Below are 21,089 nucleotides of genomic sequence, written 5' to 3'. Positions count from 1 at the left end.
GCGGTATCAGTTGGCGAGCGCGCGCAGCAGCTTTTGGCCGGCGCGGCCATCGGCCTTCATGCCCAGGCGGTTTTGTTCGGCCTTGATGGCTTCGCGTGTCTTGGCGCCAATCATTCCATCGGGCTCGCCAATCGCATAGCCCCGGGTCAGCAGCGCCTGCTGCAGCTCCTTGTTCTGCGCGCGCGACAGGCCCAGGTCGTCGGTGGGCCAGGGGGTGACAAAGCTGATCTGGCGCTGCTGGGTGTCGGCCACCAGGTTGGACAGCTGCGCAATGGCCAGGCCATAGTTTTCCGAGGCGTTGTAGCTGTAGAGCGCATCAAAATTGCGTCCTACCAGAAAGGCGGGGCCGCCGGCGGCCGGGATCATCAGGCCGGCCGATGGCAGCGAATCGGGCAGTGGATCGCCATTGGCCAGGGTGACGCCGGACGAGCGCCAGAAGTCCAGCGGCTTCTTGTTCTTGCGGCCGGCATCGGCGGTGCTGAAGCCACTGGGCAGCTTGACTTCAAATCCCCAGGGCTGGCCCGGGCGGTAGCCGGCGTTCTTCAGGAACATGGCGGTCGAGGCCAGCGCATCGGGCACGCTGTCGACGATGTCGCGGCGGCCATCGCCGTCAAAGTCCACGGCGCTGCGGAAAAAGGTGGAGGGCATGAACTGGGTCTGGCCAAAGGCGCCCGCCCAGGAGCCCACCAGCTTGGACTCGGCAATATGTCCTTCTTGCAGAATGCGCAGCGCGCTGGCGAACTCGCCCCGGAAATAGGCCTGGCGGCGGCCAAAGCAGGACAGGGTGCCCAGCGACTGCACCAGCGAGCGCCCGCCCAGGTTCTGGCCGAAGTTGCTCTCCACACCCCAGACGCCGATGACGATCTGCGGGGCAACGCCGGTGCTCTGTTCGATCTGGTCCAGGGTGTCCTTCCACTTGGCATAGGCGGCGCGGCCCTCGGCCACGCGCTGCTCGTCGACCAGCACGGCGATGTAGTCCCAGACGGGCATCGTGAACTCGGGCTGGCGGTTGAGCAGAGGCAGCACCGTGGCATCGGGCTGGAGCTGGGCGGTGTACTGGCTGAAGGTGGCCGGCGTGATCGCGGCAAAGGCCTTGCTGCTGCGCAGCTCGCTCAGACAGGACTGGAACTCGGCCTGGCTCAGATTCGGCGGCTCTTGCGGCGCGCTGGTCTGGGCAAATACGGCGCAGGCGGCAAGGCCCAGGCTGACGGCGGTGGCGAGCTGGCGCATCGCAGGGTGGGGGCGGCGGAACATCATCCAGGCAATATACCTGCTTGCCATGGCCGCAGCCCTGGTAAACCCGCAAGGCGCGACCATTGCTTACGTTTTTGCGGGCCAGAAAGATACGGGTTAACCCAAAAATATACGCGCTGCACCATAGCGCCTATCGCTGGCTTGTTATGCCTGGCGCTGCGCGGCACACTACGCTTGTACACAGTTTTGCAGACCGGCGCGGCAATGCGCGACCGAGCCCCACCATGAGCCCCATGACCGCCCCACAAGCCATCCGTTTCTACCACCAAGGCCGTATCACTGAAGTTGAAGGCCTGGCCCCCACGCGCAGTGTGCTGGACTGGCTGCGCGAGGATGCGCGCTGCACCGGCACCAAGGAGGGCTGCAATGAAGGCGATTGCGGAGCCTGCACGGTGATGCTCGCTGAGCTGGCCGAACCGGGCGATCCGCAGGCCGTGCAAGGCCTCAAGCTGCAGACCGTCAATGCCTGCATCCAGCTGCTGCCCAGCCTGCATGGCAAGGCGCTCTTTACGGTGGAAGACATGAAGACCAGCTGCCGCCCCAAAGATGCCGGCAAGGCTTGCGGCGATCTGCACCCGGTGCAGCAGGCCATGGTGGACTGCCATGGCTCGCAATGCGGCTTTTGCACGCCCGGTTTTGTCATGTCGCTGTGGTCCGTGTATGAGCGGCAGCAGGCCAGCCAGGGCGCGGCGCCCACGCGCCAGCAGCTGGCCGATGCGCTGAGCGGCAACCTCTGCCGCTGCACCGGCTACCGGCCGATTCTGGATGCCGGCCAGCAGATGCTGGACCTGCCCGCCCGCCAGCTGGATGCGGCGCCCGTGGTGACGGCCCTGCAGGCGCTGCGCAGCGATGCTGACTGGAGCTATGCCTACAGCCCCAGCGGCGGCCAGCCCCAACATTTCCACGCGCCGGCCTGCGTTGAGAGCCTGGCCCAGCTGCGCGCCGCGCTGCCCGATGCCCGCCTGATCGGCGGCACCACCGATGTGGCCTTGTGGATCAACAAGCAGTTCCGGCCGCTGGGCGATTTGATTGCCGTGGGGCGCGTGGCGGAGCTGCGCCGCATCGAAGAGCGCGATGGCATGCTCTGCATTGGTGCGGGTGCTTCGCTGGAATCGGCCTGGGCCGCACTAGCCCAGCGTTTTCCCTCGCTCACCGAGGTCTGGCTGCGCTTTGCATCGCCCCCTGTGCGCCATGCCGGCACCATGGGCGGCAATGTGGCCAATGGCTCGCCGATTGGCGATGCCCCGCCGGTGCTGATGGCGCTGGATGCCGAGATCGAGCTGCGCCTGGGCGAGCGCCTGCGGCGCATGCCGCTGACCGAGTTTTACCTGGACTACATGAAAAACCAGCTGGAGCCCGGCGAGTGGGTGCAGGGCCTGCGCGTGCCGCTGGCGGTGCAGGCGCGCCAGGTGCGGGCCTACAAGATCAGCAAGCGCTTTGACTGCGACATCTCGGCGCTGTGCGCGGGCTTTTCGCTGCAACTGGATGCCCAGGGCCAGGTGGAGACCGTGCGCCTGGCCTTTGGCGGCATGGCCGCCACGGTGCGGCGCGCCGCCAAGGCAGAAGCCGCACTGCTGGGCCAGGCCTGGACGGCGCAGGCCGTGCAGCGCGCCCAGGCCGCGCTGGCCGAGGATTTTCAGCCGATGACCGATATGCGGGCGAGCGCCGCCTACCGCCTCAAGGTAGCGCAGAACCTGCTGCAGCGCCTGTGGCTGGAGACCCGGGCCGATGCCCCCTTGCCAGCCGATGCCACCACCGTCTGGGCCGCGATGCCGCATTGGGTCAGCAGCGCCCAGGCCCCGCAGGCCGCAGCCACCGGAGCCTGATATGAACACCTCGATCCCCAAGCATGTGTTGGCAGGCGCCGAAGCCTTTGCCGATTACCGCGACAACCAAAAGGCACGCATCGACGTGGCGCAGGAAGCGCGGGCGCGCCAGCAGGGCCACCAGGTCGGCATCAGCCGCAGCCATGAGTCTGCCGCCTGGCATGTGGCCGGTGAGGCCGCCTATATCGACGATATGCCTGAGCTGGCTGGCAGCCTGCATTGCGCGCTGGGCCTGTCGCCCATTGCCCATGGCCGCCTGCTCTCCATGGATGTGGACGCGCTGCGCGCCCAGCCCGGTGTGGTGGCGGTGCTGACGGCGGCCGATATTCCCGGCGTCAATGACTGCGGCTCCATCATCCATGACGACCCCATCCTCTGCGATGGCGAGATCCGTTACCTGGGCCAGCCGATGTTTGCGGTGCTGGCCCGCGACCGGCAAACCGCGCGGCGTGTGGCCGCGATGGCGCGCAAGCTGGTCACGGTAGAGGAGGCCGAGCCGGTGCTGACGCCGCAGCAGGCCCATGCGCTGGGCCAGTATGTGATGCCACCGATGCAGCTGGTGCGCGAGACCGATGCCGGCGGCGCCCCCCAGGCCATCGCCCAGGCCCCGCACCGGCTGCAGGGAACCTGGGAGGTGGGCGGCCAGGAGCAGTTCTACCTCGAAGGCCAGATCAGCTACGCCATCCCCAAGGAGGGCGGCGCGATGCATGTGCTGTGCTCCACCCAGCATCCCAGCGAGATGCAGCACCTGGTCGCGCATGCGCTGGGTGTGCAGTCGCATGCGGTGCATGTGGAATGCCGGCGCATGGGCGGCGGCTTTGGCGGCAAGGAATCGCAATCGGCGCTGTTTGCCTGCGTGGCGGCGGTGGCGGCGCGCAAGCTGGGCCGGCCCGTCAAGCTGCGGCTGGACCGCGACGATGACTTCATGATCACCGGCCGGCGCCATTGCTTCTGGTACGAGTACGACATTGGCTATGACGATGCTGGCCGCATTCTGGGCGCCGAGGTGACCATGGTCTCGCGCGCCGGCCACTCGGCCGATCTGTCGGCGCCGGTGATGACCCGCGCGCTCTGCCATTTCGACAATGCCTACTGGCTGCCCAATGTGCGCATGCGCGGCTTCATGGGCAAGACCAATACCCAGAGCAATACCGCGTTTCGCGGCTTTGGCGGGCCGCAGGGCGCGATCGTGATGGAGAACATCATGGACTCGATCGCGCGGCAGCTGGGCAAGGATGCGCTCGATGTGCGCCGCGCCAATTTCTATGCCAAGGACAGCGGGCAGTGCACGCCCTATGGCCAGGAGGTGGACGACAACATCATCGACGAGCTGGTGGCGCAGCTGGAGGCGCGCAGCGACTACCGGGCGCGGCGCGCGCAGGTCGATGCCTTCAATGCCACGAGCCCCGTGCTCAAGCGTGGCCTGGCGCTGACACCGGTCAAGTTCGGCATCTCCTTCAACGTCAAGCACTTCAACCAGGCCGGCGCCCTGGTCCATGTCTACAACGATGGCTCCATCCTGGTCAATCATGGTGGCACCGAGATGGGCCAGGGCCTGAACACCAAGGTGGCCCAGGTGGTCGCGCATGAGCTGGGCGTGGCCTTTGAGCGGGTGCGGGTGACGGCTACCGACACGACCAAGGTGGCCAACACCTCGGCGACGGCGGCATCGACCGGTACCGACCTGAACGGCAAGGCCGCGCAGGATGCGGCGCGCCAGATCCGCGAACGCCTGGCGGCCTGCCTGGCGGCGCAGCACGGAGCCGACCCGGCATCGGTGCGCTTTGTCAATGACGAGGTGCATTGCGCGGGCCAGAGCCTGCGTTTTGAAGCCCTGGTCAAGCAGGCCTATCTGGAGCGGGTGCAGCTGTGGTCCGATGGCTTTTATGCGACGCCTGGCCTGTCCTGGGATGGGGCGGCAATGCGCGGCCGGCCCTTCTTCTACTTTGCCTACGGCGCGGCTGTGAGCGAAGTGGTGGTGGACACCTTGACCGGCGAGAGCAAGCTGCTGCGCGCCGATGTGATCCATGATGTGGGCCAGTCGCTGAACCCGGCCGTGGACATTGGCCAGGTCGAGGGCGCGTTTATCCAGGGCATGGGCTGGCTCACGATGGAGCAGCTGGTCTGGCACCCCAAGACCGGTGCCTTGATGACCCATGCCCCCAGCACCTACAAGATCCCGACCGCCAACGACTGCCCGCCCGTGCTGAACGTGCAGCTGTTTGACGGCGCCAACCCGCACGAGACCATCCACCGCAGCAAGGCGGTGGGCGAGCCGCCGCTGCTGCTGCCGTTCTCGGTGCTGTTTGCGATACGCGATGCGGTGGCTGCAACCGGCGCGCCCGGTTGCTGCCCACCGCTGCGCGCACCGGCCACGGCCGAGGCGGTGCTCGACGCCATCGCGGCCGTGCAGACAGGGCTTTGACGGCGCAGCCCGGCAGCCTGCGCGGGCAGCTGCGATACTCGCCGCCTTCGATACGAATCAGCTTCCCATTAACGATGCATAACCACGAGGAGCAGCCATGAGCGCGCTGGACAATTATTTCAAGCTGGGAGAGCACGGCACGACGGTGCGGACCGAGGTGCTCGCGGGGATCACCACCTTTTTGACGATGGCCTACATCATGTTCGTCAACCCCTCCATCCTGGGGGACGCGGGCATGCCCAAGGGCGCGGTGTTTGTCGCCACCTGCCTGATTGCGGCGCTGGGCTCGGTGCTGATGGGGCTGTATGCGAACTACCCGATTGCGGTGGCGCCCGGCATGGGGCTGAACGCCTACTTTGCCTATGTGGTGGTGCTGGGCATGGGCTACACCTGGCAGGCGGCGCTGGGGGCGGTGTTTGTCTCGGGGTGCCTGTTCTTGCTGGTGACCATCTTTCGCATACGCGACCAGATCATCAACGGCATACCGGCTTCGATCCGCGTGGCCATCACCGTCGGTATCGGGCTCTTTCTGGCGCTGATTGCGCTCAAGAGTGCCGGGGTGGTGGTCGAATCCAAGGCCACCTTGGTGACCTTGGGTGATCTGCATTCGCCGTCGGCGATCCTGTTCACGCTGGGCTTTTTCCTGATCGTGGTGCTCGACCGGCTGCGCGTGCCCGGCGCCATCCTGATCGGCATTCTGGCCGTCACCGTGGCCTCTTTCATCTTTGGCGGCAACCAGTTCCAGGGCGTGTTCTCGGCACCGCCATCGATCGCGCCCACTTTCCTGCAGCTCGATATCAAGACCGCGCTGTCCAGCGGCTTTCTGAATGTGGTGCTGGTGTTTTTTCTGGTCGAGCTGTTTGATGCCACCGGCACCCTGATGGGCGTGGCCAAGCGCGCCGGCCTCCTGGTGCCCGGCAAGATGGAGCGCTTTCACCGCTCGCTGCTGGCCGACAGTGGTGCGATCTTTGCCGGCTCGCTGCTGGGCACGTCCAGCGCCACCGCCTATGTCGAGAGCGCCTCGGGTGTGCAGGCCGGTGGCCGCACAGGCCTGACCGCTGTCACCGTGGCGGTGCTGTTCCTGGCCTGCTTGTTCATTGCGCCTTTGGCTGGCTCGGTACCCGCTTATGCCACTGCTCCTGCGCTGCTGTTCGTCGCCTGCCTGATGCTCAAAGAGCTGACCGAGGTGGACTGGGCCGATACGACCGAGGCCATTCCCGCTGCCATCACTGCAGTGATGATGCCCTTCACCTACTCGATCGCCAACGGCCTGGCCTTTGGCTTTATCTCCTATGCGGCCATCAAGCTGTTCACCGGCCGCGCCCGCGAGGTGCACTGGATGGTCTGGATCATTGCGGCGCTGTTCCTGTTCAAGTTTGCCTATATCGGCGGGCATTGAGGCCTGGCCCTATCGGTTTGCGGGAGGGGGATGACTGACAGCTGCGCAGCAGCCCGCGGGGATCCTCTGCAAAACTCCCTGCCGTGGTCTGAACGCGGTCTCGGGCGATCCGCATCCATCCCGCTTGGCGAGGGTTTTACAGAAGATCCCTAGAATTTGCCAAAGTGCCCTGACCCCGGTCGAGGCCCTTTGGCTTTTTTCATACCCGCAAAGGATTTATCAGATGCAGCTCAGCAGCCATAGCTTTCAAGACGGCCAGGCCATTCCTGGCGAGTTCGCTTTTGCCGTGCCCGATGCGACAGCCCATGTCTTGCTGTCGTCCAACCGCAATCCGCACCTGGCCTGGCGCGATGTGCCCGCCGGCACGCAGTCCTTTGTCATCGTCTGCCATGATCCCGATGTGCCCAGCGGGGGCGATGATGTGAACCAGGAAGGCCGCACGGTGCCGGCCGATCTGCCCCGGGTCGATTTCTTCCACTGGTTGCTGCTGGACATTCCAGTGGGCACCACCGAGATCGCCGCCGGTGCACAGTCAGACGGCATCACCGCCCATGGCAAGCCGGGCCCCGCTGCGCCCCAGGGCCTGCGCCATGGCATCAACGACTACACCGGCTGGTTTGCCGCCGATGCGCAGATGCAAGGCGAGTACTATGGCTATGACGGCCCCTGCCCACCCTGGAACGACAGCCTGGTGCACCACTATGTGTTCACGGTCTATGCGCTGGCCACGCCCAGCTTGTCAGTCGACGGTGCACTGACGGGTGCCAATGTGCGCGCCGCGCTGGCCAGGGCCCCGGTGCTGGGCCAAGCCAGCATTACCGGCTTGTACAGCCTGAACCCTGCGGTCCCTGCTGTTTAACAACTGGGATGCGATGAACGGGGCTCCTCTGGGAGCCCCGTGGTGCTTACTTCACCACCATCAAGGTGAAGGGGTAGACATAGGCCTGCAAGGTGACAAAGATGCCCACCAAGGTGGCGAGCGCCACCGAGTGGAAGAACACATAGCGCAGGATGTCGCCCTCATGGTTGAACCAGCGCGTGGCAGTGGAAGCCACGACGATGGACTGCGCATCGATCATCTTGCCCATCACGCCGCCCGAGCTGTTGGCCGCGCCCATCAGGTTGGGTGACAGGCCCAGCTGCTCGGCAGCGACCTTCTGCATGCCGCCAAACAGCACGTTGGATGCCGTGTCCGAACCCGTCAGCGCCACGCCCAGCCAGCCCATCATCGTGCCAAAGAAGGGGTAGAACACGCCGGTGTTGGCAAAGGCCAGGCCCAAGGTGGTGTCGGTGCCGGAGTAGCGGGTGAGGGTGCCCAGCGCCAGCATCAGCACAATGGTCAGCAGCGAAAAGCGTACCAGCCAGATCGTCTTGAAGAACTGCTTGATGAGTGCCAGCGGGCTGTACCTCATCACCAGGCCGCCGACGATGGCCGACAGCAGAATGCCGGTGCCGGTGGCTGACAGCAGGTTGAGTACATAGACCGCGCCTTCCTTGGTGGGCTGAGGCACGACGGGTGGCACCTTCTCGATCATGTTGTGCAGCCCCGTCATCGGGAAGGATGGCGCAAACAGGCCGTTGAGCGCGGCCTTGACCGAGGGCACGCCCCAGATGAACACAAACACCGTCAGGATGGCCCAGGGCGTCCAGGCGCGGATCACATCGGCGCGGGCATGGGCCACCACGGCGCGCGGCTTGGCCGTGCTGTCTTCGCTGGTGTCGCGGCTCTTGAGCGAGGTGCTGCGCCAGATGTTCTTGGGCTGCCACACGCGCAGAAAGCCGATCAGGCAGCCCATGGAGACGATGGCGGCAATGATGTCAACCAACTCCGGGCCGATAAAGTTGGACACGAGATACTGCGGAATCGCAAACGACAGGCCGGTGACGAGGATGGCCGGCCAGATCTCCACCATGGCCTTGCGGCCGGCAAAGGCCCAGATCAGCCAGAACGGAACCAGCACCGAGAAGAAGGGCAACTGGCGGCCGACCATCGCGGTGACCTCCATCAGGTCATAGCCATGGACCTTGGCCAAGGTGATCACCGGCGTGCCCAGCGCGCCAAAGGCGACGGGCGCGGTATTGGCAATCAGCGACAGGCCCGAGGCGGCCAGCGGCGAAAAACCCAGGCCGATCAGAATCGCCGCCGTGACTGCGACTGGCGTGCCAAAGCCTGCCGCACCTTCAAAAAAGGCGCCAAAGGCAAAGGCGATCAGCAGCAGCTGGATGCGGCGGTCCTCGGTGATTCCGGCAATCGAGTCCTGCAGGATCTTGAAGCTGCCGTTGTGCTCCGTCAGCTGGTGCAAAAAGATGATGTTCAGCACGATCCAGCCAATGGGCAGCAGTCCGGTCAAACCGCCGAAGACCGCTGCGCGGCCCGCCATATCGGCCGGCATGCCATAGACGACGATCGCTATGAGCAGTGCGCAGACCAGGCCGGCGCCGGCCGCAATATGTGCCTTGAGGTGGAGAAAACCCAGCCCTACGAGCATCACCACCACCGGCAGCGCCGCCAGCAAGGTGGAGAGCACCATATTGCCCACCGGGTTGTAGATCTGTTGCCAAACCATGCCTGACTCCTCGTTGTAGCGCAGCGCAAGCGCGCGGCCGGAGGCCATGCACCACCAGGATGGCTATGCACTGCTGTTATGCCAAAAACACCTGGATGGATAGAACATCGACATAATGTCGGCCTAGCTGTCTGCCCGTAGTCCTGTAAAACCCCTAGCTCTTGTAACGAAGGTGTGGGGTTTGCCGCCTGCGTGACAAGGACGCCGGGCACAGCGGGTTACACAGGGGCCTGGCCACCAGCGCCGCTACAGTGGCTTGATAACAAGGAAGATTTGTGGCTGATTTATCCAAGATCACATGTATTGAAGATTTGCGCGTCCTGGCTGAAAAGCGTGTGCCGCGGATGTTTTACGACTATGCGGACTCGGGCTCCTACACCCAGGGCACCTACCGCGACAACGAGGCAGCCTTCCACAAGATCAAGTTGCGCCAGCGCGTGGCAGTCAATATGGAAGGGCGCAGCACGCGCAGCACCATGGTGGGGCAAGAGGTCAGCATGCCCGTGGCCATTGCGCCCACGGGCCTCACGGGCATGCAGCATGCCGATGGCGAAATCCTGGCGGCCCGCGCGGCCAAGGCCTTTGGCATCCCGTTCACCTTGTCGACGATGAGCATCTGCTCGCTCGAAGATGTGGCCGAGCACACGGGCCGCCACCCCTTCTGGTTCCAGCTCTATGTGATGCGCGACCGGGGCTTTATGGAGCGCCTGATCGACCGCGCCAAGGCGGCCAATTGCTCGGCGCTGCAGCTAACGCTGGACCTGCAGATCCTGGGCCAGCGCCACAAGGACATCAAGAACGGCCTGTCCACACCGCCCAAGCCGACGATCAAGAACCTCATCAACCTGGCGACCAAGCCGCGCTGGTGCATGGGCATGCTGGGCACCAAGCGCCGCACTTTTGGCAATATCGTCGGCCATGTCGATGGCGTGGCCGATGTGAGCTCGCTGTCGTCGTGGACGGCCGACCAGTTCGACCCCTGCCTGAACTGGGGCGATGTAGAGTGGATCAAGAAGCGCTGGGGTGGCAAGCTGATCCTCAAGGGCATCATGGAGGCCGAGGATGCGCGGCTGGCTGCCGAGACCGGGGCCGATGCACTGATCGTCAGCAACCATGGCGGCCGCCAGCTCGATGGCGCGCCTGCGACGATTGATGCGCTGCCGTCCATCGTGCAGGCTGCCGGCAAGGACATCGAGGTCTGGCTGGACAGTGGCATCCGCAGTGGCCAGGATGTCCTCAAGGCCCGCGCACTGGGCGCCCAGGGTACCTTGATCGGCCGCAGCTTTCTCTACGGCCTGGGTGCTTATGGCCAAGAGGGCGTGACGCGCGCGCTGCAGATCATCCACAAGGAGCTCGATGTGTCGATGGCCTTTTGCGGCCACACCAACATCAACAATGTGGACCCGCGCATTCTGGTGCCCGGCACCTATCCCCAGCCTTATTGAGCGGAGCAGGGGGCCGGCAGCGTGCTGGCCCCTCTTGATGCCGCAGGCTCGCATCGCCAAATGCAGGCGCACGGGTAGCGCCGATGGCCTACCATCGGTGGCCTTGTGATGAAGTGGATGCGGTAATGGCTGACGGAGCGGGAATGCAATGGGGTGGTTGGTGGATGGCGCTGGTGGTGTTTGCCGCCATCGCGCAGACGGCGCGCAATGCGGCGCAGCGCTCGCTGACCCGCGATCTGGGCACCTGGCCCGCCACCTTGGTGCGTTTTCTCTACGGCCTGCCGCTGGCTGCGCTGGCGCTGGTGCTGCTCTACACCTTGCCCGCCAAGGCGCCTGAGATTGCGCATTGGACTGGCGCCTATTTTGGCTGGCTGGCGCTGGGCGCGTTCTTCCAGATCGCCGCCACTGGCGCCTTGCTGCTGGCGATGCAGCAGCGCAATTTTGCCGTCGCCGTCACGCTGTCCAAGACCGAGGTGCTGCAGGTGGCGCTGTTTGGCGCGGTCTTTCTGGGCGAGCTGCCCACCTACTGGGCGCTGGCAGCGATGGCCATTGCCACCATTGGCGTGGCGCTGCTGTCCTTGCCGCCGCGCCAGATCGGCGCCAAGCTCGACTGGCGCAGCAAGGCTGCGATGTATGGCCTGATCTGCGGCGCCTGCTTTGCGATTGCGACAGTGGGCTTTCGCGGTGCGGCGCTGGCGCTCAATGCGCCCAGCGCGCTGCTGTCGGGCGCCTGGGGCGTGTTCATTGCGCAGTGCATGCAGACCTTGGCGATGGGCGCCTGGTTTGTCTGGCGTGACCGCAGCGTGCTGGTCCGCATTGCCCAGGCCTGGCGCGTGTCGCTGTTGGCGGGCTGCATGGGCAGTGCAGCATCGCTCGCCTGGTTCAGCGCGTACGCGCTGCAAAGCGCCGCGTCGGTACGCACCCTGGGCATGGTCGAGGTGGTGTTCAGCTACCTGGTCTCGCGCCGGGTGCTCAAGGAGCAGCTGCGCCGCAATGAGAAATGGGGCATTGCGCTGATGCTGGTCGGTATTGTGGTGATCTGCACCCAGCTTTAGCCAATGGGGTGGGTGCGGGCGGTGGAAATTCAGCGCCCGTCTGACATCAGAGGGTCTCGCAGGCGGCGCATCATGGTCTGCATTGCTACACGGGACCATTCCAATGACAACACCCTCCGTGCCAGGATCTGGGCCATCGGCCGCCCAGACTTCGGCCAATACCCCTCCCCATTACAGCCCTGAAGAAAAGCGCCACCGCATTTTCTCTATCATGGCGGCCTCGTCGGGCAACCTGGTCGAATGGTTTGACTTCTATGTCTATGCGTTCTCGGCCATCTACTTTGCCGCCGCCTTCTTCCCTAAGGGTGATCCCACCGTACAGCTGCTCAACACCGCCGGGGTGTTTGCCGCCGGCTTTTTGATGCGCCCCATCGGCGGCTGGCTGTTTGGCCGCATTGCCGACAAGTACGGCCGCAAGAAGTCGATGCTGATCTCGGTGACCATGATGTGCGCCGGCTCCCTGGTGATTGCCTGCCTGCCCACCTATGCGCAGATTGGGGCATGGGCGCCGTTTTTGCTGCTGATGTGCCGCTTGTTCCAGGGCCTGTCGGTGGGCGGTGAATATGGCACGACAGCCACCTATATGAGCGAAGTGGCGCTCAAGGGCCAGCGCGGCTTTTTCTCGTCGTTCCAGTATGTGACCCTGATCGGCGGCCAGCTGCTGGCCGTGCTGCTGATTGTGATTTTGGAAGCGGTACTGACGGACGCCGAGCTGCGTGCCTGGGGCTGGCGCATTCCATTTGTAGTGGGCGCTGCGGCGGCCGTTGTGGCCATGCTGCTGCGCCGGACTCTGCATGAAACCCAGTCCACCGAGGCGATGCAGAACAAGGAAACCGGCACCCTGGCCAACTTGTTCAAGCACCACTGGCGCGCCTTTGTCACCGTGCTGGGCTATACGGCCGGCGGCTCGCTGATCTTCTACACCTTCACCACCTATATGCAGAAGTACCTGGTCAACAGCGTGGGCCTGCCGATCAAGACCGCCAGTTACGTGATGACCGTGTGCCTGTTTGTGTACATGTGCATGCAGCCGCTGTTTGGCGCGCTGTCCGACCGCATTGGCCGGCGCACCAGCATGATGCTGTTTGGTGCGCTGGGTGCGCTGGGCACCGTGCCGATTCTGACCACCATGCACCAGGCCTCGTCGCCGGTCACGGCTGGCCTGCTGATCCTGGTGGCGCTGGCGATTGTGAGCTTCTACACCTCGATCTCGGGCATCGTCAAAGCGGAGATGTTTCCGCCCGAGGTGCGCGCGCTGGGCGTGGGCCTGGCCTATGCGGTGGCCAATGCCATTTTTGGTGGCTCGGCCGAGTTTGTCGCGCTGGCGCTGAAGAACGCCGGCCATGAAAATGCCTTCTTCTGGTATGTGTCGGTGATGATGGTGATTGCCTTTTTGTTCAGCCTGCGCCTGCCCAAGCAGGCCGCCTATTTGCACCACGACCACTGACCGCCCGCAGCAGCCGGCTCGGCAGCCTCCGCTGCCGGTTTTGCGCGACTGGCGGCTGCAAGCCGCGCCGCGCTGGGAGACAATAGCCGGGTGTGCTCCTCCCCCTCGCCATCGCCTGTTGTTCTGCCGCCGCGCCGCCGCATTGCGCATCTGGACATGGATGCCTTCTATGCCTCGGCCGAGCTGCTGCGCTACCCGCAGCTCAAGGGGCTGCCCGTCATCATCGGCGGGGGCCGCCGGGCAGAAGATGAGGCGCTGAAAGCGCGCTATGGCGAGCGCCTGGACGAGATCCCGCCCGAGGCCTTTCCTCAGCTCAAAGACTATGTGGGCCGGGGCGTGATCACGACGGCCACCTACCCGGCGCGCGCCTTTGGCGTGGGCTCGGCCATGGGCATGATGAAGGCGGCCAAGCTCTGCCCGCAGGCTATTCTGCTGCCGGTGGACTTTGCGCGCTACCGGCATTTCTCGCGCCAGTTCAAGGCCATCATCACCGCGATGGCGCCTCAGATGGAGGACCGGGGCGTGGACGAGGTCTATATCGACTTCACCCATGTCGAAGGCGGCCAGGAAGACCATGGCCGCAGCCTGGCGTTGCGCATGCAGGCGGCCATTCATGCGGCCACCGGGCTGACCTGCTCGGTCGGGGTGGCCCCCAACAAGCAGCTGGCCAAGATGGCCAGCGAATTCAACAAGCCCAATGGCGTGTCCATTGTGCTCGAGAGCGATCTGCAAACGATGATCTGGCCGCTGGCCTGCCGCAAGATCAATGGCGTGGGCCCCAAGGCCGATGCCAAGCTGCAGGCACTGGGCATTAACACATTGGGCGATCTGGCCGCCAAGGACCTGCCCTGGTTGGTGGCACACTTTGGCCGCAGCTACGGCCCCTGGCTGCATGCATCGAGCTGGGGGCGGGACAGCCGGCCCGTGGTGACCGAGAGCGAGCCGGTATCGATGAGCCGCGAGACCACGTTTGACCGCGACCTGCATGCGGTGCGCGACAAGGCCGAGCTCGGCGCGATCTTTACCGAGCTGTGCCAGATGGTGGCGGCTGACCTGCAGCGCAAAGGCTATGTGGGGCGCACGATTGGCATCAAGCTGCGCTACCCGGACTTTCGCATCGCCACGCGCGACCACAGCCTGCCGCTCTACACCCAGGATGCCGCTGCCATCCGGCATGCGGCGGGCCAGTGCTTGAAGCGCGCGCCATTGGACCAGCGCCTGCGGCTCCTGGGGGTGCGGGTGGGTGGGCTGCTGCCGCTGGAGCAGGCCTTGGCGCAAGGCTTGGTGGGCGACTGGCAGGCCATGCGCCAGGCATTGCGCCAGGCCCAAAGCCGCCCGGCCATAGCCGAGCACAAGGCCGACCCCTACACCTTGCCGCTGTTCGGCGATCTGGACTGATTACTGGCGTGCGGTGCGGATATTGGCCGGCAGGGCCATCGGCTGGCTGGTGCGCAGCGGGTTGATGTCCAGGCCTCCCCGGCGCGTGTAACGGGCATAGACCGTCAGGCGGATCGGCTTGCAGTGCTTCCAGATATCGACAAACATGCGCTCGACACACTGCTCATGGAATTCGTTGTGGTTGCGAAAGCTCACGATGTACTGCAGCAGGCGTTCCTGGTCGATCGCCGGGCCGGTATAGCTGATGCGCACGCTGCCCCAGTCGGGCTGGCCGGTGACCAGGCAGTTGCTCTTGAGCAGGCGGCTGCTGAGCGTCTCGGTGACAGGCGCCTCATCAAAGGCGGCGCGCAGCAGCTGGGGTTGGGGCTGGTAGTGCTCGCAGTCGATGTCCAGCCGGTCCAGGTTCAGGCCGTCGAGCTCTTGCAGCGGCAGGGTGTCGAACACCTCCGGGTCGATCATCTGCACGCCGACGGAGGCCTGGTAGGGCGCGCCGCGCCATACGGCTTCGCTGATATCGGCGAGCAGCTTGGCGCGTACCTCATCGACTGAGCCAAAGCGGCTGTTGTTGAAGCTGTTGAGGTAGAGCTTGAAGGACTTGCTCTCGACGATATTGGGCGTCTCGCAAGGGATGGTGAAGCTCACCAGGGCCACCTGGGGCTTGCCGCGCAGGTTGAGCCAGGAGACCTCATAGGCCGTCCACAGGTCGGCGCCAAAAAAGGGCAGCTTGTCGGCTTGCAGGCCAATCTCGTCGCGCTTGGCCTGGCGCGGCAGCGGAAAGAGCAGGGTGGGGTCGTACTGGTCGATGTATGCGGAGCGCTGGCCCAGGGGCGATTGCTCGGGCGAAGGGGAGACGGTCATGCTGTGGAACAAAAAGCGGCCGCTGCCGGCGCGGGGGCCCGGCGGCGGCAGCGGTTTACTTGAATTCGCCCTCGCGCAACCACTTGGTGGCGATCCATTTCTCGCCGGCAATCACCGGTGAGCCGCCATGCAGGCTTTTGGTTGCGGGGTCGGGCGCGGGGTAGCTGAAGAACACCGCATTGCCGCGGCGCGGCGCCACTTCCAGCCCCACATCGGGGAAGCTGGTGCCGCCGCCGGCTTGCGGGTTGTTCAGGTAGATCACCAAGGTGGCCAGGCGCTGGCCGCCACGCTTCAAAATCGTCGGCGTGCCCGGCTGGGTCGGGTCGAAATAGTCGTAGTGCGGCTTGTACTCGGCGCCAGGCCGGTAGTGCAGCACCTGCAGGCCCTCGCCATGGTTTTCCGGCCAGTTGACCAGCTTGGCGATGCGGCGCTCCAGCGCGGCGACGGCGGGCGTCTCCTCGCGCTGGAAGAACATGCCGTCGCTGGTGCGGTCGGCATTGACTTCTTCGCCACCGGTCTGGGTCTCAACGGTCAGCGAGCGCTGCATGCGCGGCTCGGCCGCAGCGATGATGGCGTCGCACTCCTCGTCGGACAGCAGATTGCCGAATACGACGACGCGCGGGTGCTGCAGGGCCAGCAACACGCTGACCTCGCGGTCACCGACATCGATGGTGGAGGGCGATTGGCCCAGGTTGGGCTCGGGCAGGGGACGGGACAGGGCAGCTGGCAGGGAGGCCGCCGCAGCGGCGGTGTCCTTGCTCGCCTGCAACTGCGCGAGGTGCTCGGTCAGCACCGATTCCATCGCGGACTCGGCGACATCGGCGTTCCAGCCGGCATCGCACATGGCTTTGAAGACGCGGTCGGCGCTGACGCCGGCGCTGGCCTGATCAATGATCCAGGCGCGCAGTTCCGGGGTGAGGGGTTGCGAGGCTGTCATCAGATTCCTTTCGCGGCCCATTGTGCATCAAAGTCGCATCAATCGACTTTGCGCCTGAACACGAAATGGTCTTCACTCGAGGCCTCGGGCGCGAAGGCATAACCGGCGGTGCTGAACTTCTTCAAGGCCGCCGGCGTCTTGGTCTGGTGCTCGATGGCGTAGCGCGCCATCAGGCCGCGTGCCTTCTTGGCAAAGAAGCTGATGATCTTGTACTGGCCGTTCTTGTAGTCTTCAAAGCTGCAGTCGATGACGCGGGCGCGCAGCACCTTGCGGTCGACCGATTTGAAGTACTCCTGCGAGGCCAGGTTGACGACCACGGGCTTGTCTTCGTCCGCCTGCTGCGCATTGAGGTAGTCGGCGATCTGCGTGCCCCAGAAGTGGTAGAGGTTGCTGCCCTGGTCGGTCGCCAGGCGCGTGCCCATCTCCAGCCGGTAGGGCTGCATCAGGTCGAGCGGGCGCAGCACGCCGTAGAGGCCGCTGAGCATGCACAGGTGGGACTGCGCCCAGTCGAGCTGCTTGGCGCTCAAGGTGGGGGCCTGCAGGCCGTCGTAGACATCGCCGTTGAAAGCCATGATGGCCTGGCGCGCGTTCTTGCTGCTGAATTTGGGCGACCAGGCCTCATAGCGGGCCACATTCAGCGCAGCGAGCTTGTCGCTGATGTCCATCAGGCTGGCAATCTGCTGGGGCGACTGCGTGCGCAGCACTGCGATCAAGGCCTTGGACTGGGGAATGAACTGGGGCTGCGTGCTGGCGAGGCCCGCAGGCAGCGGGGTTTCATAGTCCAGAGATTTGGCGGGCGAGAGCAGAAACAGCATCAGGGGCTCCATCAATGAAACAGGCCGGATCGCTCCGGCCTGAGGGTTGCGGGGTCAGCGCTTTTTAAGCGGATTCGCGCTCAAAAGGCAGCACCAGGTCGGTCAGATCCTTGCGCGTCTCGACAAGGATCAGCGGGCCCTGGTCGATCTGCACCACGGGCTGGCGCTCACGCGGGACATGCACGGGCTTGGGCTCGGCCGCAATGGCCGCTTGCACGGCTGCGATCTTGTCGGCATCGGAGTTGATCCATTGCAGACCTGCGGTGCTGGCGATCTGGTGCAGTGCATCCAGGGGCAGCGCGTAGCTGGCAATCGCTGGCAGACCGGCCTTGGCAGGCGCTGCAGCGGCAGGCGCAGGGGCTGGGGCTGGGGCGGCGACCGGTGCTGCTGCGACAGGCGCCACAGGTGCAGCAGGCGCATCAGACACTGCGGGGGCTGCTGGAGCCACTGCGGGAGCAGCTTGCTGAGCGGCAACCGGTACCTCGCCCTGGGCCACAGGCGCAGGAGCTGCTGCCCCATCGGCCACCGCAGGCGCCGGGGTATCTGCCGATGCCGCGGCAGGCGCTGCGTTGAAGTAGCTGCGGCGGGGTGCCTCGTCGCCATCTTGCGACACGCTGGAGGAGGCCGGGACGACATCGGCGCCAAAGCCCGAGTCGGCGGCGGCGTTGTCGCCTTCGGCCTGCTCGTCGCGGCCATTGCGCTCGCGCTCACCACGGTTGCGGCGGTCGCGGCCATAGCGGTCACGCGAGCGGCGCTCACGGCGCTCAGGCGTTGCGCCATCTGCATCGGCGGCTGGGGCCGTCTGGTTGCCGGTCTCCAGGTCCAGCGATGGCAGCGAGGCAATCACCGCATCGGCGTTGATCGGCGCCGGTGCCACGGCGTTGAGGGGCTGGGCCGCCTCGTCACCGTTGTTGCGGCGGTCCTGGCGCTCACCACGTTCAGCACCACGGTCACGGCGGCCTTCACGCGGCTCGCGGGGAGCGCGCTCGGGGCGGGGTGCGCGTTCCTGGCGCTCGCCATTGGCTGCGGCGTTGTCGCCGGCTTGCGGGTTCAGCGGGGCGTCGTCACGGCGGTTGCGCTCCTGGCGGTCACCGCGCTCACCACGGCGGTTGCGGCCTTCCTGGTCGCCACCACGGGGGCTGCGGCTGCCATCGGCTGCGCCGTTGTTGCCGCGGCCATTGCGCTCGCCGCGTTGTTCGCCTTCGGCGCGCTCGCCACGGGCGGGGCGGTTGCCATCCTTGCGCTCACCGCGGTCGCCGCGCTCTGCACGGTCACCCCGGCCGCCACGGTTGTTGGCGTTGCGGCCATCGCGGTTTTCACGGCGGGCCTCGCCAGCAGGTGCTGCTGCGGGTGCTGGCACGGGCGCTGGTGCGGGCTCAGGGGCCATACCGAAGAAGCGCTTGAGCCAGGCGAAGAAGCCCTTTTGCGGGGCAGCCACTGGAGCGGCAGCAGGCACTGCGGCGGGGCTGCCAGCGGGCTTGCCGTTGTGCGGGCTGGCCGTACGGGCAGCGGGCGCCGGGCGTGGCTCGGCAATCGGTGCCGGTGCATCGGGCAGCACGCCCTTGATGACAGGGGTCTGCTTGTTGGTCGGCTCTTGCGAGCGGCGGGTAAAGCCCAGGCTTTCCTCTTCGGGGTCGGCCAGCTTGTAGCTCGCTTCCATCGAGTCCAGACGCGGGTCGTCGTGCTTCATGCGCTCGAGCTTGTAGTGCGGGGTCTCCAGCGCCTTGTTGGGCACCATGGTGACGGACACGCGCTGCTTGAGCTCGATCTTCTGGATTTCGGTGCGCTTTTCGTTGAGCAGGAAGGAGGCAACTTCGACAGGCACCTGGCAGTTCACCGCTGCCGTGTTGTCCTTCATCGACTCTTCCTGGATGATGCGCAGGATCTGCAGCGCCGAGCTTTCCGCATCGCGGATGTGGCCGGAGCCGCCGCAGCGTGGGCAGTTGATGTGGGCGCCTTCGCTCAGCGCTGGCTTGAGGCGCTGGCGGCTCATCTCCATCAGGCCGAACTTGCTGATGGTGCCGAACTGCACCCGGGCGCGGTCCTGGCGTAGCGCGTCACGCAGGCGGCTTTCCACATCGCGGCGGTTCTTCGACTCTTCCATGTCGATGAAGTCGATCACGATCAGGCCACCCAGGTCGCGCAGGCGCATCTGGCGGGCCACTTCGTCAGCGGCTTCCAGGTTGGTGCGGGTGGCGGTTTCCTCGATATCACCGCCCTTGATGGCGCGGGCCGAGTTCACGTCGATGGAGACCAGCGCTTCGGTGTGGTCGATCACGATGGCGCCGCCCGATGGCAGCGTCACGGTGCGCGAGTAGGCCGACTCGATCTGGTGCTCGATCTGGAAGCGGCTGAACAGCGGCGCGTCATCGCGGTAGCGCTTGACGCGGGCAGCGTGCTCAGGCATCACATGGGCCATGAACTGCTGGGCTTGTTCATAAATGTCATCGGTGTCGATCAGGATGTCGCCGATGTCATTGTGGAAATAGTCGCGGATCGCACGGATCACCAGGCTCGATTCCTGGTAGATCAGGAAGGCGCCCTTGCCCGACTTGGCAGCGCCGTCGATGGCGCCCCAGAGCTTGAGCAGGTAGTTCAGGTCCCATTGCAGCTCAGGCGCGCTGCGGCCAATGCCGGCCGTGCGCGCGATGATGGACATGCCCTTGGGGTATTCGAGCTGGTCCATGGCCTCCTTGAGCTCGGCGCGCTCGTCGCCCTCGATGCGGCGCGAGACACCACCACCCCGGGGGTTGTTGGGCATCAGCACCACATAGCGACCTGCCAGCGAGATGAAGGTGGTCAGGGCCGCGCCCTTGTTGCCACGCTCTTCCTTCTCGACCTGAACGATCAGTTCCTGGCCTTCCTTGATCACATCGTTGATGCGGGCCTGGCTGGGGGAGACGCCTTCGGCGAAATACTGCTTGGAGATTTCCTTGAAGGGCAGAAAGCCGTGGCGGTCTTCGCCGTAGTCGACAAAGCAGGCTTCCAGGGAGGGCTCGACCCGGGTAACAACGGCTTTGTAGATATTGCCTTTGCGTTGTTCGCGGCCTTCGATTTCAATTTCGTAGTCCAGCAGCTTTTGGCCATCAACAATGGCGAGGCGGCGCTCTTCAGCTTGCGTGGCGTTGATCAGCATCCGTTTCATGATGCGCGTCCTTCGTAATGCGGGACAGGCTGCCTTTGTCAGTCAGGCACCTGTCTCCAATCCCAACAATAAACAGGCTCTTACTGGAGCCACAGATGCCGGGACAGACGCAGAGAAACGAAAGAATTCACAGAGCGTGTCATGTTTGCTGGTAATACTTATGTCAGCACAGGGGATCTAGGCACGCGGGAGAGGGCATGTAAATAAGCAGCCAGCCAGCGCTGGGCTGCCTCCGGCTGGGATATTTGCCCTGAGAACATGCGCACAGCGGGCACAGCAAGACGCACTGGCGCACAGCTGCTGCTGTGCCAGAGAGTTGCCATCCAAGCCCACAAAATCAACATGTTTGGTGTGAAGACGATCAGCTGGGCGGGGCCTGGTTGCAGGCCTTTGCGACAGCTGTCGCCAAAAATCTGTTTTTTCGTTGTTTCAATGTGTCTGTCCGCCTGATTCACTTGGCGTCCCCTGCGCAATCTTTTGGTATGCAGGTGGGGCGGCAAGGCGATCAGCCAGACATC

At 65.0% G+C, this 21,089-nt stretch carries 14 protein-coding genes; 8 read left to right on the top strand and 6 right to left on the bottom strand.

Features of this window, described 5'->3' with window-relative positions; translation table 11 throughout:
* Positions 1–6: 6 nt before the first annotated feature.
* A complete protein-coding gene (locus N4T19_RS10850; protein WP_260720200.1) occupies positions 7–1,281 on the bottom strand; it encodes a lytic murein transglycosylase in 1,275 nt (424 codons plus the stop codon).
* A 197-nt stretch (positions 1,282–1,478) separates the two neighbouring features.
* Between N4T19_RS10850 and xdhA the strand changes: the two genes are divergently transcribed.
* From xdhA to N4T19_RS10830, 4 genes are all read left to right on the top strand, one after another.
* Positions 1,479–3,080, top strand: coding sequence for a xanthine dehydrogenase small subunit (gene xdhA / locus N4T19_RS10845; protein ID WP_260720199.1), 1,602 nt, complete (start codon positions 1,479–1,481; stop codon positions 3,078–3,080).
* Position 3,081: 1 nt separating this feature from the next.
* Positions 3,082–5,505: a xanthine dehydrogenase molybdopterin binding subunit gene (gene xdhB, locus N4T19_RS10840; RefSeq protein WP_116927532.1), complete on the top strand. Its 2,424-nt coding sequence runs from the start codon at positions 3,082–3,084 to the stop codon at positions 5,503–5,505.
* A 97-nt stretch (positions 5,506–5,602) separates the two neighbouring features.
* Positions 5,603–6,904 (top strand): NCS2 family permease, encoded by a 1,302-nt coding sequence (locus tag N4T19_RS10835; protein WP_260720198.1) that lies wholly within the window; start codon positions 5,603–5,605, stop codon positions 6,902–6,904.
* Positions 6,905–7,127: 223 nt separating this feature from the next.
* Entirely contained in the window at positions 7,128–7,763 is a 636-nt protein-coding gene (locus tag N4T19_RS10830; RefSeq protein ID WP_260720197.1) for a YbhB/YbcL family Raf kinase inhibitor-like protein, read from the top strand.
* A gap of 46 nt (positions 7,764–7,809) precedes the next feature.
* Here the strand turns inward: N4T19_RS10830 and N4T19_RS10825 are convergent, their stop codons facing one another.
* On the bottom strand, positions 7,810–9,471 hold the full coding sequence (locus tag N4T19_RS10825; protein ID WP_260720196.1) for an L-lactate permease: 1,662 nt from the start codon (positions 9,469–9,471) through the stop codon (positions 7,810–7,812).
* A 275-nt stretch (positions 9,472–9,746) separates the two neighbouring features.
* On the opposite strand from N4T19_RS10825, the gene N4T19_RS10820 reads away from it, so the two are divergent.
* The 4 genes from N4T19_RS10820 to N4T19_RS10805 all read left to right on the top strand — a co-directional run bounded on the left by N4T19_RS10820 (position 9,747) and on the right by N4T19_RS10805 (position 14,816).
* The gene (locus N4T19_RS10820; RefSeq protein WP_116927535.1) at positions 9,747–10,916 is read left to right on the top strand and encodes an alpha-hydroxy acid oxidase; all 1,170 of its coding nucleotides are present in this window, start codon (positions 9,747–9,749) and stop codon (positions 10,914–10,916) included.
* Between the two features lie 143 nt (positions 10,917–11,059).
* Positions 11,060–11,971 carry a DMT family transporter gene (locus N4T19_RS10815; protein WP_260720195.1) on the top strand — a complete coding sequence of 304 codons (912 nt, stop codon included), beginning with the start codon at positions 11,060–11,062 and terminating at the stop codon, positions 11,969–11,971.
* Positions 11,972–12,074: 103 nt separating this feature from the next.
* Entirely contained in the window at positions 12,075–13,418 is a 1,344-nt protein-coding gene (locus N4T19_RS10810) for an MFS family transporter (RefSeq protein ID WP_116927537.1), read from the top strand.
* 156 nt (positions 13,419–13,574) lie between these two features.
* A complete protein-coding gene (locus tag N4T19_RS10805) occupies positions 13,575–14,816 on the top strand; it encodes a Y-family DNA polymerase (protein WP_260720287.1) in 1,242 nt (413 codons plus the stop codon).
* Here the strand turns inward: N4T19_RS10805 and queF are convergent, their stop codons facing one another.
* The 4 genes from queF to N4T19_RS10785 form a co-directional block, all read right to left on the bottom strand.
* Complete coding sequence (queF, locus tag N4T19_RS10800; protein ID WP_182343205.1) at positions 14,817–15,674, bottom strand: NADPH-dependent 7-cyano-7-deazaguanine reductase QueF; 858 nt, start codon at positions 15,672–15,674, stop codon at positions 14,817–14,819.
* 55 nt (positions 15,675–15,729) lie between these two features.
* Positions 15,730–16,611: a 2OG-Fe(II) oxygenase gene (locus N4T19_RS10795; RefSeq protein WP_232539419.1), complete on the bottom strand. Its 882-nt coding sequence runs from the start codon at positions 16,609–16,611 to the stop codon at positions 15,730–15,732.
* A 38-nt stretch (positions 16,612–16,649) separates the two neighbouring features.
* On the bottom strand, positions 16,650–17,426 hold the full coding sequence (gene yaaA / locus N4T19_RS10790; RefSeq protein WP_182343201.1) for a peroxide stress protein YaaA: 777 nt from the start codon (positions 17,424–17,426) through the stop codon (positions 16,650–16,652).
* A gap of 64 nt (positions 17,427–17,490) precedes the next feature.
* Positions 17,491–20,571: an Rne/Rng family ribonuclease gene (locus N4T19_RS10785; RefSeq protein ID WP_260720194.1), complete on the bottom strand. Its 3,081-nt coding sequence runs from the start codon at positions 20,569–20,571 to the stop codon at positions 17,491–17,493.
* Positions 20,572–21,089: the final 518 nt, after the last annotated feature.

It is taken from the genome of Comamonas squillarum, from assembly GCF_025309455.1.
Taxonomy (GTDB): Bacteria; Pseudomonadota; Gammaproteobacteria; order Burkholderiales; family Burkholderiaceae_C; genus Comamonas; species Comamonas squillarum.
The sequence above is the reverse complement of the archived record's forward strand: the minus strand, read 5'-3'. Positions and strand labels throughout refer to the sequence as shown.